The following is a 13,022-nucleotide window of genomic DNA, read 5'->3' as shown; positions in this document are numbered from 1 at the left end:
GCGTGTACGAGGGCGACATCGCATCGGTACTGATCTCCGAAGAACAGATCCGTGCACGAACGGCGGAACTGGCTGAGGACATCGCCAAGCGTTACCCGGCAGGCGCCCCCGAAGGGGATCTCCTGCTGATCGGCGTCCTCAAGGGAGCGGTCTTCTTCATGACCGACTTCGCCCGCGCCCTGCCGATCCCGTCGCAGATGGAATTCATGGCCGTGAGCTCCTACGGATCCTCGACCTCGTCTTCGGGTGTCGTCCGCATCCTCAAGGACCTCGACAAGGACATTGCCGGTCGCCACGTGCTGATCGTCGAGGACATCATCGACTCCGGTCTCACGCTGTCGTGGCTGATGCGCAACCTCAAGACACGTAATCCCGCTTCGCTCGAGGTCGTCACCCTGCTCCGCAAGCCGGATGCGGTCAAGATCGACGTCGACGTCCGCGACGTGGGCTTCGACATCCCCAACGAGTTCGTCGTAGGTTACGGCCTCGACTACGCCGAGCGGTACCGCGATCTGCCGTACATCGGCACCCTGGACCCCGAGGTCTACGGCGGCTGAGCCTGCTCGCGCCTGAGGCGGGGTTCAGGCGCAAACCCGACTCAGGGCGTCAGCAGCTTCTTCTGGACCTTGCCCATAGCGTTGCGCGGCAAGCTGTCCACCAGACAAACCTGGCGTGGGCGCTTGTGGATCGACAGTGATTCGGCGACGAAGTCCGAAACCACAGCGCAGTCGGCTACGTCCCCGACGATGAATGCGACTATGCGCTGGCCGAGATCGTCGTCCGGCACACCGACGACGGCGGCCTCGCGAACGCCGGGGTATGCCAGAAGTGCCTGTTCCACCTCGCCTGCACCGATGCGGTATCCACCGGACTTGATCATGTCGACCGACTCGCGACCTACGATGCGGTGGAATCCGCTGTCGTCGATCACCGCGATGTCGCCGGTGCGGAACCAGCCGTCTTCGGTCATGGATTCCGCTGTCTTCGAGGGGTTCCCGAGGTACTCGTCGAAGAGAACGGCGCCCGCAACTTCCAGTTGCCCAAGCTGCTCTCCGTCGTGCGCCGACAATTCGCCGTTCTCGCCGCGCAACCTCGTCCTGACTCCCGGAACGGCGTGCCCGACCCAACCCGGGCGACGTTCGCCGTCGTGCGTCGTGCTGACGGTGATGAGGGTTTCACTCATTCCGTAGCGCTCGACGGGAGCCAACCCGGTCAGCGATTTCATCCGCTCGAACAATGGAACCGGAAGTGGTGCACTTCCGGACACGAGCAAGCGCGCGGATCGCAATGCTGCCGCCGCCGAGGGCTCACCGCACACGCGTGACCAGACGGTCGGAACACCGAAGTACAACGAGCCACCCGCTGCGGCATACGAATCCGGAGTTGGTCTGACGGTATGAATCAGCGGCGAACCCACGCGCAAGGCGCCCAACACGCCGAGAATCAACCCGTGGACGTGGAAGAGGGGCAGTCCCTGGACGAGTGTGTCCTCTGGCGTCCAATTCCACACATGAGCGAGCGCGTCGAGATCCACTGCGATCGATGCTCGCGAGAGGACAACGCCTTTCGGAGCTCCGGTGGTTCCCGAGGTGTACATGATCAGTGCAGTAGCTGCCGCACTCGGTTCGGGATAGGACGTCGCGGATCGCGCGTGAATATCGATGGGAATCAACGGGATACTCGAATCCGTCGGCCCTTCTCCGAGTATCAGTTCGGCCTTGGAATCGGCGATGATGTGCTGACGTTCGAGCGGGCCGGAGTCGGGCGGGATCGGGACCACGGCAACACCGGCGATCAGTGCGCCGGCGACGGCGACCACTGTCTCGAGGCCGGCGGCGGCTTGTACTGCCACTCGCTGTGCACCATGGATTTGATCGGCGACCGCGGTGGCGGCGGCAAACAAGTCGGCGCGAGAGAGGGTTGCGCCTTCGCCGAAACTGACCGCCGCTCCGTGATCGTCGAAGATGCGGGGGTCGAGGGAGCGCAGAAGTGTGGATTCGCTGTTCATCGCGAGTTCCCTTTCTTTGAGCGAAGATTCAGACGGACCACGGAACAACGAACAGCAGCCAGGCGAGAATCGGCGTCACCACCATGATGGTCATGCCCCACCGCATCGTCAGCCCGAACACCACGTCGCGTTCTTCCGGAGCGGCGTTCGCGACCACCAGCGCGCCGTTGGTCGAGAACGGACTGCAATCGACCAGAGACGAGGAGATTGCCAGCGCGATGACCAGACCGGTTGCATTGACCTGACCGGTCATGAGGAATGGAATTGCCAAAGGGATGAGTGCGCCGAGGATTCCCGTGGTGGATGCAAACGCCGACACGATCGCGCCGATCAGGCAGATCAAGAAGGCTGCGAGAAGTGGAATCCCCACGTGTGCAACAGAATCCCCGAGCCACTGGACGGTGTTCTGGTTCTGCAGAAGAGCGACGTACGTGACGATTCCGCCAATGAGGAGCACGGTGCCCCAGCTGATCTTGTCGACGGCGCCGCGGGCGGAGGCCGGGAAGATCAGGGTGAGAAGTACCGCGACAGTCAGTGCGGTGAAGCCGACGTCAAGGTCGAAGACCAAGGCGCCGAGTGCAAGCGACGCCAGTCCGAGCAAGGTGAGTCGGCGCTCGAGGTTGAGTGCTCCCTCGTGCGGAGCGGTCCCACCCGAGGACTTGCCGCCACCCTTCGAGCTGTCGCCGGAACCCGAACCGGTGATGGTGTCGCTCCCGCCAGACGCATTGCCGACTGCGCTGACGAGCACGCGTTCGGAGGCGCCGCGCGCAATCAACGCGCGACCGCCGAACGAGACGTACGCGATGGCAGCAACAACGGCCGCGGCCGCGAAGGTCGAGACGAACAGCAAGGCCGGGCTCGACGGGAGGCCGTTCTGACGCATGACGTCGTTGGTGATCACACCGAAGATCCCGATAGGGGAGAAGCTGCCCGCCGTTGCGCCCTGGACGACCATGAAGCCCATCAGCATGGGGTGGATCCGGTAGCGGGTGGCGAAGCCCATTGCCACCGGCGCGATGATGGCGACGGCAGCGGGACTGACCGCGCCCATGGCGGTCACGGCCGCGCACACCGCGAACATCGCCCACGGCACGAGGGCCACTCGTCCTCTGACCGCGCGGACTGCCGCGTGAATGATCCAGTCGACCGTGCCGTTGTTTCTGGCCAGCGCGAACAGGTAGGTGACGCCGACCAGGATGACGAAGAGGCTGGCCGGGAAGCCGTCGAGGATCTCGCTGGTATCGACGGTGAAGACCAGTGTTCCGACGACGAAGGCAGCCACCAGGGCGAGCGCACCCATGTTCACCGACCTCACGGTGGATATGACGAACACCAGGACAAGTACTGACAGGGCTATGACATTTGCCATCGAACTCTCAATCCGTTCGCGACCAGCTTGTGGTCTGCATCACTTGGAATTGGCCTAGCCTCTCTGCCACTGCTCCATTTGTCAAGTACACTCCGAGGCATGAATTCGACGTCATCGCCCGGCTCGCGCTCGGGCCTGCCCGGACGATTGAAGCGTCCGCGCCTGTACGAGCAGTTGGCCGAGCACATTTCGAATTTCATCGAGGCTCAAGGCCTTTCGCCCGGCGATCGGCTTCCTCCCGAACGCAGCCTGGCTGCCGAACTCGGCGTGAGTCGCGCGTCGCTGGCTCAAGCGCTCGTGGCCCTCGAGATTCGGGGCAGAGTCGAAATTCAGCACGGTAACGGAGCGGTGATTCGTGAAGCTCCGACGCCCGACGCGGGTAGGTCTGCGGATTCGGGAGTGCGGCTACAGGACCGAACCGTCGACGAACTGACTGCCGCCAGGGAGGCGATCATGGCCGGCCTGGCTCGGGCGGCGGCGTCGAATCCCAACGCTGCGCTTCGGGTCGCGATGTTGACCGACGACGGGACCGCGAGAAACTTCGCCGAGACATGGCGCTGCGTCAGGCACCTGGCCGGAGGTGGCTTACTGGCTGACCTCGACGAGACCATCGCCCAGCAGGCGGACGTGCCCGAATCCTCGGCTCGACTGTCTGCGCGACTCGATCATCTCGCTCACCGCATCATCGACGGTGACCAATCGGGCGCCGCTGACGCTGTTGCGGGAATCCTCTCCGACACGGCCTGACGAATAACGACGGACAAGCGTCGGAAAAACGCACGATAACCACTATGAGCATGTTCGCTCACAGGAAACTGTGCTGCGACGTAGCCCGGGAACCTGATCGGCAATGCGCACGTTGAACACAGTGACGACCGTTCCAACCAAGCGGCACGGCCGCTGGCGGGCATCGATGGGGCCGATCGCGGTAACCTGCAGGTGTCCGGTTGGCAGCCGGAAGGCGACCTGGCAGACCCGCACTCTCGAAAGGACCGGCCACATCGGCCGACCTGTATGAACCGTAAGACTGTGTTCCGTAACGTGCTACTCGTAGCCGTCGTGCTGTTGGTGATCTATGCCTTCAGCTACTTCAGCAACGACACCCGCGACTTCAAGACCGTCGACACCTCGGTCGCGATCTCCCAACTCGACGCCAAGAACGTTGAGTCGGCGCAGATCGACGACCGTGAGCAGCAGGTTCGTCTGTGGCTCAAGAACGGCAACGACGCCACCGACGGTAAGACGCAGATCCTGGCGAAGTACCCCGCGAGTGCGTCGGAGCAAATCTTCGACAAGGTCGAAGGCGCCGGTGCGGACAAGTTCAACACGACGGTCACTCAGGAGAGCTGGCTGACGTCGATCCTTCTGTTCGTGCTGCCGATGATCATTCTGTTCGGCATCTTCTTCTTCGTCATGAACCGGATGCAGGGCGGCGGTGGTCGCGGCGGAGTCATGGGATTCGGTAAGTCGAAGGCCAAGCAGCTCACCAAGGACATGCCGAAAACCACGTTCGCCGACGTCGCCGGTGCGGACGAGGCTGTCGAAGAGCTGTACGAGATCAAGGACTTCCTGCAGAACCCGGCTCGCTACCAGGCGCTCGGCGCCAAGATTCCGCGCGGTGTGCTGCTGTACGGCCCTCCCGGAACCGGTAAGACGCTGCTCGCTCGCGCTGTCGCAGGCGAAGCCGGCGTCCCGTTCTTCACCATCTCCGGCTCGGACTTCGTCGAGATGTTCGTCGGTGTCGGTGCTTCGCGTGTTCGCGACATGTTCGAGCAGGCCAAGCAGAACAGCCCCTGCATCATCTTCGTCGACGAGATCGACGCCGTCGGTCGTCAGCGCGGCGCAGGACTGGGCGGCGGACACGACGAGCGCGAGCAGACACTCAACCAGTTGCTCGTCGAGATGGACGGCTTCGGTGATCGCACCGGCATCATCTTGATCGCCGCAACCAACCGCCCCGACATCCTCGACCCCGCACTGCTGCGTCCGGGACGCTTCGATCGCCAGATTCCGGTCGGCGCCCCCGACCTCGCCGGTCGCCGCGCGATCCTGCGCGTGCACTCGCAGGGCAAGCCGATCGATCCCAACGCCGACCTCGAAGGTCTCGCCAAGCGGACCGTCGGAATGTCGGGTGCCGATCTCGCCAACGTCATCAACGAGGCTGCGCTGCTCACCGCACGCGAAAACGGAACCGTCATCACCGAAGCCTCGCTCGAGGAATCGGTGGATCGTGTTGTCGGTGGACCGCGGCGTAAGAGTCGCATCATCAGCGAGCACGAGAAGAAGATCACGGCGTACCACGAGGGCGGTCACACGCTGGCTGCTTGGGCAATGCCTGACATCGAGCCGGTCTACAAGGTCACGATCCTCGCTCGCGGTCGCACGGGTGGCCACGCGATGACCGTGCCCGAGGACGACAAGGGTTTGATGACGCGTTCGGAGATGATCGCTCGTCTCGTCATGGCAATGGGTGGACGCGCCGCCGAGGAGTTGGTGTTCCACGAGCCCACCACCGGAGCGTCGTCCGATATCGACATGGCGACCAAGATCGCCCGCGCGATGGTCACCGAATACGGCATGAGTGCCAAGCTCGGCGCGGTTCGCTACGGACAGGAGGGCGGGGATCCGTTCCTCGGCCGTTCGATGGGCGTTCAGTCCGACTACTCACACGAGATCGCCCGTGAAATCGACGAAGAGGTGCGCAACCTCATCGAGGCAGCGCACACCGAAGCGTGGGCAATCCTCAACGAGTACCGCGATGCGCTCGACCTCATCGCTACCGAACTGCTCGAGCGTGAGACGTTGACTCGCAAGGACCTCGAGAAGATCCTTGCCGGCGTCGAAAAGCGTCCGCGGATCACGGCTTTCAACGATTTCGGTGGGCGCACGCCTTCGGATCGTCCGCCGGTGAAGACTCCTCGCGAACTCGCGATCGAGCGCGGCGAAACCTGGCCGGAGCCCGCTGCCGCACCTGTTCTCGTCAAGGCAGGCGCACCCAACAGCGGTGTCCCCAACAGCGGTGTCCCCAACGGTGGTCTCCCCAACAACGGCAACCAGGGACCCTCGAACGGCTACGCACAGCCTTCGTACCCGCAGCCGAGTGCTCCGCAGCAGACTCCGCAACCGGGTACGCCCGACTACGGAGCGCCCGCCGGATGGTCGGCACCGGGTTGGCCTCCGCGTGAGAACCCGTCGCCGACGTACCCTGGACAGCAGTCGGGTGGGTACACCGGTGGACAGAATCCGACCCCGCCGAACCAGTCGCAGGGCCAGTACGGTCAGCCCCAACACGGTCAGCCCCAGCCCGATCAGGGGCAGTACGGTCAACCGCACCCGGGGCAGCAGGCGTACCCGGAGCAGCCGCACCCCGGCCGTCGTTACCCCGCGCAGCCCGACTACCCGGTGCAGTACCCGGACAGTGGACCATTCGCCGATCCGAACCGGGGAAACCCGTCGGGTGAAAACCAGTGGCAGAGCCCCGCACCGGAACAGCCGCAAACTCCTCCGCCGCATCATTCGGCTGAGGACGAGGGACCGAGCACCGTTCGCTGGGACGGACCGGACGGATCTCGCTGACCTTGCGCCACTAGGCTCTGCGGCGGGGGACCTGTGAACAATTCTCGAGGAGAGTTCGGTTGTCGGTGAATGATGTGGCCAGTGAACTGGTGTCGCTCGGAACGGGCCGCCCGTTCGATCAGGCGCGGGCAGAGGCTGCCGTACGGGAATTGTTGATCGCGGTCGGTGAAGATCCCGAGCGCCCAGGCCTGCTCGATACGCCGGCCCGGGTGGCGCGCTCGTACAAGGAGATCTTCGCGGGTTTGTACTCCGAGCCCGACGACGCGTTGAACACAACTTTCGACGAGGGGCACCAGGAATTGGTGCTCGTGCGAGACATTCCGATGTTCTCGACGTGCGAGCACCACCTGGTGTCCTTCCACGGTGTTGCTCACGTTGGCTACATCCCGGGAAAGTCGGGCAAGGTCACCGGTTTGTCGAAGCTTGCGCGCGTCGTCGACCTGTACGCCAAGCGTCCGCAGGTTCAAGAACGCCTGACCAGTCAGATCGCGGACGCATTGATGCGCAAGCTCGACCCGCGTGGAGCCATCGTCGTCATCGAAGCCGAGCATCTGTGCATGGCGATGCGCGGTATCCGCAAGCCCGGAGCCAGCACGACCACGTCTGCGGTTCGTGGGCTCCTGCAATCCAGCGCGGCCTCGCGGTCCGAAGCGCTGGACCTCATCCTGCGTAAGTGAGCAAGATGTCCGCGGCTCCCGTTGCAGGCAGCGATCCGGCCCGGATGGTCGTGATGGGGATTCTGAACGTCACCGCCGATTCGTTTTCCGACGGTGGTCAATTTCTCGATCGTGACGCGGCGATCGCTCGCGGACTCGAACTGCAACGCATCGGCGTCGACATCGTCGACGTCGGCGGCGAGTCGACGCGTCCCGGAGCCACCCGCGTGGATCCGAAACTCGAGGCGGACCGAATTGCCCCGGTGATCGAAGAACTGGTGGCAGCCGGAATTCGCGTCAGCGTCGACACGATGCGTGCTTCCGTTGCCGCCGCCGCGATCGAAGCGGGCGCAGGCATCGTCAACGACGTATCGGGTGGTCGCGCAGACCCCGACATGGCCTCCGTTGTGGCCGACGCCGGAGTGCCCTGGATCCTCATGCATTGGCGCTCGGCCGGTGACTACGTCCATCGTGGCAGCGCCGATCACTACGACGACGTGGTCCGCGACGTCCGTGACGAACTGCTGTCGCAGGTCGATCTGGCGTTGAAGGCAGGGGTCGATTCGTCGTCGATCATCCTCGACCCCGGCCTCGGGTTCGCTAAGAACGCCGACCACAACTGGGCACTGTTGCGCGCACTACCCGAGTTCAACGCGACCGGATTCCCGGTACTGGTCGGCGCTTCCCGAAAGCGGTTCCTGGGGTCTCTGCTCAGCGATCCCGACGGCAATCCGCGTCCACCTGGTGGCCGCGAGACTGCGACGGCCGTGGTCTCCGCCCTTGCAGCGCGCGAAGGCGCCTGGGGAGTTCGGGTGCACGACGCACAAGCTTCGCTCGACGCCATTGCCGTGGTCGACGCCTGGAACCGTGGACGAGAAAGGGCCTGACATGGGGGACCGAATCGAATTGCGCGGACTGAAGGTTCGCGGCAATCACGGAGTGTTCGACCACGAGAAGCGTGACGGTCAGGACTTCTTCATCGACATCACCGTATGGATGGACTTGGCTCCCGCCGCGGCGTCGGACGACCTGACGCAGACCCTGCACTACGGCGAGTTGGCGGAAGCCGCCGCAGCGATAGTCGCCGGCCCGTCGCGCGATCTCATCGAGACCGTCGCCGCTGAGATCGCCGACGACGTCATGAAAGATTCGCGAGTCGAGAGCGTCGAGGTTGTTGTCCACAAACCGTCGGCACCGATTCCGCTGGTTTTTGCGGACGTCGCCGTCGTCGCACATCGGACCCGATCGGCATGACGCGCGCTGTTCTGTCGATCGGTTCCAACATCGGCGACAGCGTTGCTCACCTGCAGTCCGTTGTCGACGGGTTGGGCAGCGCCGTCGTTGCTGTCTCACCGGTCTACTCGACCGCGCCGTGGGGTGGCGTCGAGCAGCAGGATTTCTACAACGCGGTGGTGGTGGTCGACGATCCCGAAGCCGATGCCGCTGAATGGCTTCGCCGCTCGCAAGCTCTCGAGGAAGCCGCAGACCGGGTGCGCGAACAGCGGTGGGGGCCACGGAGCCTGGACGTGGACGTAGTCGACTGCGAAGGCGTCGTCAGTTCCGATCCCGTGCTCACACTTCCGCATCCGCGCGCGCATCTTCGGGCATTCGTTCTCGTTCCCTGGCTGGACGTCGAGCCTGACGCGACGCTGATCGTCGACGGCCAGAAGTTGCCGGTGGCACAAATTCTCGACGGCCTCGATAGCACTGAGCGCGAAGGTGTCCGCACTACCGATGTGGTGCTTGCGCGGTGACCGAAAACGACAAGGGTTTGAAGCCGACCCGGATCAGTGAACTCGCGGTACTCGCCGCAGTGGCGGCCGTGGCCACCTGGATTCTGATTCGCGTGTTCTACGGTTCGATGCCGCCCATCCCTGTTTATGCGGGAGCGTCGCTCTACTTCGTCGCCGTTGCCGAGGCCGTCTTCGCTTTTGTCATTCGTTCACGCGTCAAGAACCGGCAGGTCGGCGACGGGCTCAGACAGCTTCATCCGATCACCGCCGCCCGAGCGCTGGCATTGGCCAAAGCATCCGCTTTGGTCGGTTCAGCTACCGTCGGTGTCTGGGTCGGAGTGCTGGTGTATCTCATCCCACAGCGCTCGGTTCTGCAGGCTGCAGCCTCCGACACGCCGGGCGCGTGGGTGGGGTTGGGCGCCGCAATTGCGCTGGTAGCGGCAGCTCTGTGGCTCGAACATTGTTGCAAGACGCCGGAAGATACACCTGACAAGCCTGCGCACTGACAGCCTGGTCGGCAAATCACCCACCGAGGTACGTGGCGACCCCGGTCTCGGCAAGTACCCTGGCAACCATGACAAATTCTGGTCGATCGAAGTCTGCGCGCCGAAGCAAGCGCAGCGCGAGCCAGATGATCATTGCTGCTCTTCTGGCACTTGCTGTCATTGCTTCGCTGTTTCTGATTTTCAGCAACAGCGTTCAGCTTCTTCGGGTGGGTCTGGTCGTCGCTCTGTGGGCAGCCACCCTCGGCGCTATCGCCATGACCAAGTATCGGCGTGAGTCGGCACTGGACAAAGCCAAGGTTGCCGATCTGCAGACCGTGTACGAACTGCAGCTCGAACGTGAAATTTCTGCTCGACGCGAGTACGAACTGAGCGTCGAAGGTCGCGTGCGACGTGAGGTGACCGCGGACGCGGAGGAGCTGGCCGGGTTGCGCGCCGAATTGGTGGCGCTGCGCCGAAACCTCGAAGCACTGTTCGAAGGTGGGCTGCTGCCCGAACAGACCGCGCTCAAGACCGATTCGACGCGAGTGCCGGAACTTGGCGGTAGTTCGTACGGCGCGTACCAGCCGGCACCGTCGGGGTTGTACGTTCCCGGCGCCGGCCAGAGCGGGCCCAGCCAACCGGCACCGAACGTCGGCGGCTTGGCTTCGCCCAACGACGATCCGGTGACTGCTGAGACAACCGTCGTGTTCGCGGAGACGTCGTGGCGTGACAGCAGCTTCGTGGCGCCGCGCGTCATCCCGACCCAGAAGTCTCGAGAGACGCAGAAGCCACAAGAGACGCAGAAGCCCCAGAGCGGGAACCAAGCACCGAGTTCTCCGGTGAGTTCCTCGCCGACACGAACGGTGAAAGACGTTCCGGTGAAGAAGGATTCGGAGCCGGTCGCGCCGGTCGAGCCTGAAGTCAAGGCTCCCGCCCAGGCCCCGAACATCGAAGATGCCGTCATCGAAGACGCTGTCGCCGAAGAGGTGCCCGAGGTTGTTCCCGCGGTTGTTCCCGAAGCTGTCGCGGAAGCTGAACCCGAATCCGCTGCGGAGCCTGACGCGGAGCCGCGACGTCGTCGCCGTGCTGCCCCGGAAGATGCCGCCAGTGGTGCTCATTCCAACGGATTGACCGTCGCCGAAATCATGGCAAACCTGAGTTCGAACAACCCGTCCGAAGGCTCCGGTCGACGCCGTCGTCGAGAGGACTGAGTCGCAGATCACTCGCCCGGCCATGGCATGACGGTTCGGGCGAAGGATATCCTCGGACGCAGAACGTCTGGTACCCGCCGAGCGGGACTGGAACGAACGAGAGGAATCCGGTGACTTCCTTCGGGATCACTAATGGACCTGCACCTGCGCGATTGACGGCAGGAATTGTCTCAGCAGGCCGGGTCGGAACAGCTGTCGGTGCCGCATTGGAGCGAGCCGGTCATGTTGTCAGCGCTTGCTCCGCCGTCTCCAGCGCCTCGGTTGCCCGCGCTGTGAAGCGGCTTCCCGATACCGAAATTCTTCCGGCTGCCGATGTCGCAGCTCGTTCCGAGTTGCTGATTCTCGCCGTTCCTGACGATCAGCTTGCGGATCTTGTTCGAGGTCTGGCGGCCACCCATGCCGTCAAGCCGGGCACGCTCGTCGCCCATACGTCCGGTGCCAACGGGATCGCGATCCTGACTCCACTCACTGAACTGGGCGCACTACCCCTGGCTATCCATCCGGCTATGACGTTCACCGGTCACGACGAGGACACCGCACGGCTGTCGTCGGCATGCTTCGGAATCACCGCTGCCGACGACATCGGTTACGCGATCGCGCAGTCACTGGTCCTCGAGATCGGCGGCGAGCCCGTCCGAGTGCGCGAGGAGAACCGCGCGCTCTACCACGCCGCACTGGCTCACGGCAGTAATCACCTGGTCACGCTCGTGGTCGACGCCGTCGAGGCCCTGCGAGCGTCGTTGCAAGGTGACGAGCTGCTCGGTCAGCAGTTGGTCGACGGCGATCCGGGTGGAGTGGCCGAGCGTGTCCTGCAGCCGCTGCTGTCGGCGGCCTTGGACAACGCGCTACGACGCGGTCCCTCGGCGTTGACCGGCCCGGTGGCACGCGGCGACGCTGCTGCCGTCGACACACATTTGCGCGTACTGACAGACCTGGATCCGGAGCTCGCTGCCGGCTATCGGGCGATGTCCTTGCGATCGGCCCAGCGGGTGGGCGCCCCCACCGAATTGTTCGACATCTTGACTGAAACGGGAGGTGACCGTCGTGAGTGATCTGCAGGGCGGATACAAGCGCGGCGAACTGACGGTGCACCACGATCCGGACAAGCTTCGGCGCGTCTCGCGGGCGCTGCGAGGTGTCGGGCGTCAGGTGGCGCTCGTTCCGACGATGGGTGCGCTGCATGCCGGCCACATCGAACTGGTTCGTCAGGCCAAGGTCACCGGCGCCGTCGTGATCGTTTCCATCTTCGTGAACCCGCTCCAGTTCGGTGCCGGCGAAGATCTGGACGCGTACCCGCGCACTCTCGATGCGGATCTCGACCTGTTGCGCGCCGAGGGCGTCGAATTGGTGTTCGCGCCGAGCGCCAAGACGATGTACCCGCGGGGCCAGCGCACCACCATCGTGCCGGGCCCGTTGGGTAGCGAACTCGAAGGCGGAGCGCGCCCCACTCACTTCGCGGGAATGCTGACGGTAGTGGCGAAGTTGCTGCAGATCGCGGTACCCAATCACGCGTACTTCGGTGAGAAGGACTACCAGCAGCTGACGCTCATCCGTCAGATGGTGTGGGATCTCAACTTCGATGTACAGATCATCGGAGTTCCGACGGTTCGCGAGTTCGACGGTCTCGCGTTGTCCTCTCGCAATCGCTACCTCGACGAGAACCAGCGCGCGGCAGCGGTCGCGCTGTCCGCCGCTCTGATCGCCGGTGCACACGCGGCGGCTGGGGGAGCGGAAGCAATCCTGGAAACCGCACGCGCTGTTCTGGCAGCTGTTCCGGAAATCGAGGTCGACTACCTCGAGGTTCGGGGCGTCGATCTGGGCCCCGCGCCCGAGCGAGGTGACGGCCGACTGTTGGTGGCCGCCAAGCTCGGAACCACCCGTTTGATCGACAACGTCGGTGTCGCGGTGGGAACCGGCTTCCTCGAGCGTGACACCGACCCATCCGCCGACGCCATCGACGACCTGCTGTCTCACTGAGCACTTT

Annotated in this window: 13 protein-coding genes; 11 read left to right on the top strand and 2 right to left on the bottom strand. The window is 64.0% G+C overall.

Translation table 11 applies throughout. The features are described 5' to 3' along the window. The first annotated feature begins 2 nt into the window (after positions 1–2). Positions 3–557 (top strand): hypoxanthine phosphoribosyltransferase, encoded by a 555-nt coding sequence (gene hpt, locus G4D79_RS02065; RefSeq protein WP_003941159.1) that lies wholly within the window; start codon positions 3–5, stop codon positions 555–557. A gap of 41 nt (positions 558–598) precedes the next feature. Here the strand turns inward: hpt and G4D79_RS02060 are convergent, their stop codons facing one another. Continuing rightward, positions 599–2,008, bottom strand: coding sequence for an acyl-CoA synthetase (locus tag G4D79_RS02060; RefSeq protein WP_099697763.1), 1,410 nt, complete (start codon positions 2,006–2,008; stop codon positions 599–601). Between the two features lie 28 nt (positions 2,009–2,036). Beyond that, on the bottom strand, positions 2,037–3,377 hold the full coding sequence (locus G4D79_RS02055; protein WP_099697762.1) for an SLC13 family permease: 1,341 nt from the start codon (positions 3,375–3,377) through the stop codon (positions 2,037–2,039). Positions 3,378–3,476: 99 nt separating this feature from the next. Here G4D79_RS02055 and G4D79_RS02050 point away from each other — a divergent pair, with 99 nt between their 5' ends. From G4D79_RS02050 to panC, 10 genes are all read left to right on the top strand, one after another. Continuing rightward, positions 3,477–4,124: a FadR/GntR family transcriptional regulator gene (locus tag G4D79_RS02050; protein WP_070161950.1), complete on the top strand. Its 648-nt coding sequence runs from the start codon at positions 3,477–3,479 to the stop codon at positions 4,122–4,124. 267 nt (positions 4,125–4,391) lie between these two features. Next, positions 4,392–6,953 (top strand): ATP-dependent zinc metalloprotease FtsH, encoded by a 2,562-nt coding sequence (gene ftsH / locus G4D79_RS02045; protein ID WP_099697761.1) that lies wholly within the window; start codon positions 4,392–4,394, stop codon positions 6,951–6,953. Positions 6,954–7,012: 59 nt separating this feature from the next. Further along, positions 7,013–7,630 carry a GTP cyclohydrolase I FolE gene (folE, locus tag G4D79_RS02040; RefSeq protein WP_019746783.1) on the top strand — a complete coding sequence of 206 codons (618 nt, stop codon included), beginning with the start codon at positions 7,013–7,015 and terminating at the stop codon, positions 7,628–7,630. Between the two features lie 5 nt (positions 7,631–7,635). After that, positions 7,636–8,496 carry a dihydropteroate synthase gene (gene folP / locus G4D79_RS02035; protein WP_020968349.1) on the top strand — a complete coding sequence of 287 codons (861 nt, stop codon included), beginning with the start codon at positions 7,636–7,638 and terminating at the stop codon, positions 8,494–8,496. A 1-nt stretch (position 8,497) separates the two neighbouring features. Continuing rightward, on the top strand, positions 8,498–8,863 hold the full coding sequence (gene folB / locus G4D79_RS02030; RefSeq protein WP_003945780.1) for a dihydroneopterin aldolase: 366 nt from the start codon (positions 8,498–8,500) through the stop codon (positions 8,861–8,863). Continuing rightward, complete coding sequence (folK, locus tag G4D79_RS02025; protein WP_042923562.1) at positions 8,860–9,363, top strand: 2-amino-4-hydroxy-6-hydroxymethyldihydropteridine diphosphokinase; 504 nt, start codon at positions 8,860–8,862, stop codon at positions 9,361–9,363. Before folB ends, folK begins: the two co-directional genes overlap by 4 nt. Positions 9,364–9,380: 17 nt before the next feature. After that, positions 9,381–9,848 (top strand): DUF3180 domain-containing protein, encoded by a 468-nt coding sequence (locus G4D79_RS02020; RefSeq protein ID WP_180279605.1) that lies wholly within the window; start codon positions 9,381–9,383, stop codon positions 9,846–9,848. Between the two features lie 68 nt (positions 9,849–9,916). Further along, on the top strand, positions 9,917–11,038 hold the full coding sequence (locus G4D79_RS02015; protein ID WP_180279603.1) for a DUF6779 domain-containing protein: 1,122 nt from the start codon (positions 9,917–9,919) through the stop codon (positions 11,036–11,038). 110 nt (positions 11,039–11,148) lie between these two features. After that, the gene (locus tag G4D79_RS02010; RefSeq protein ID WP_099697759.1) at positions 11,149–12,090 is read left to right on the top strand and encodes a Rossmann-like and DUF2520 domain-containing protein; all 942 of its coding nucleotides are present in this window, start codon (positions 11,149–11,151) and stop codon (positions 12,088–12,090) included. Further along, positions 12,083–13,015, top strand: a complete 933-nt coding sequence (gene panC / locus G4D79_RS02005; RefSeq protein WP_180279602.1) for a pantoate--beta-alanine ligase — start codon at positions 12,083–12,085, stop codon at positions 13,013–13,015. Before G4D79_RS02010 ends, panC begins: the two co-directional genes overlap by 8 nt. The last annotated feature ends 7 nt before the right edge of the window (positions 13,016–13,022 follow it).

Origin of the sequence: Rhodococcus sp. WY5, assembly GCF_018588185.1 — a bacterium.
Lineage (GTDB): Bacteria > Actinomycetota > Actinomycetes > Mycobacteriales > Mycobacteriaceae > Rhodococcus_F > Rhodococcus_F qingshengii.
The sequence above is the reverse complement of the archived record's forward strand: the minus strand, read 5'-3'. Positions and strand labels throughout refer to the sequence as shown.

What these genes read in the sequence shown, in the direction of transcription:
- folP (WP_020968349.1), top strand. Translation starts at nt 7,636, where the DNA reads ATGTCCGCGGCTCCCGTTGCAGGCAGCGATCCGGCCCGGATGGTCGTG.
- G4D79_RS02055 (WP_099697762.1), bottom strand. Translation starts at nt 3,377, where the DNA reads ATGGCAAATGTCATAGCCCTGTCAGTACTTGTCCTGGTGTTCGTCATA.
- G4D79_RS02050 (WP_070161950.1), top strand. Translation starts at nt 3,477, where the DNA reads ATGAATTCGACGTCATCGCCCGGCTCGCGCTCGGGCCTGCCCGGACGA.
- ftsH (WP_099697761.1), top strand. Translation starts at nt 4,392, where the DNA reads ATGAACCGTAAGACTGTGTTCCGTAACGTGCTACTCGTAGCCGTCGTG.
- G4D79_RS02015 (WP_180279603.1), top strand. Translation starts at nt 9,917, where the DNA reads ATGACAAATTCTGGTCGATCGAAGTCTGCGCGCCGAAGCAAGCGCAGC.
- folK (WP_042923562.1), top strand. Translation starts at nt 8,860, where the DNA reads ATGACGCGCGCTGTTCTGTCGATCGGTTCCAACATCGGCGACAGCGTT.
- folB (WP_003945780.1), top strand. Translation starts at nt 8,498, where the DNA reads ATGGGGGACCGAATCGAATTGCGCGGACTGAAGGTTCGCGGCAATCAC.
- G4D79_RS02060 (WP_099697763.1), bottom strand. Translation starts at nt 2,008, where the DNA reads ATGAACAGCGAATCCACACTTCTGCGCTCCCTCGACCCCCGCATCTTC.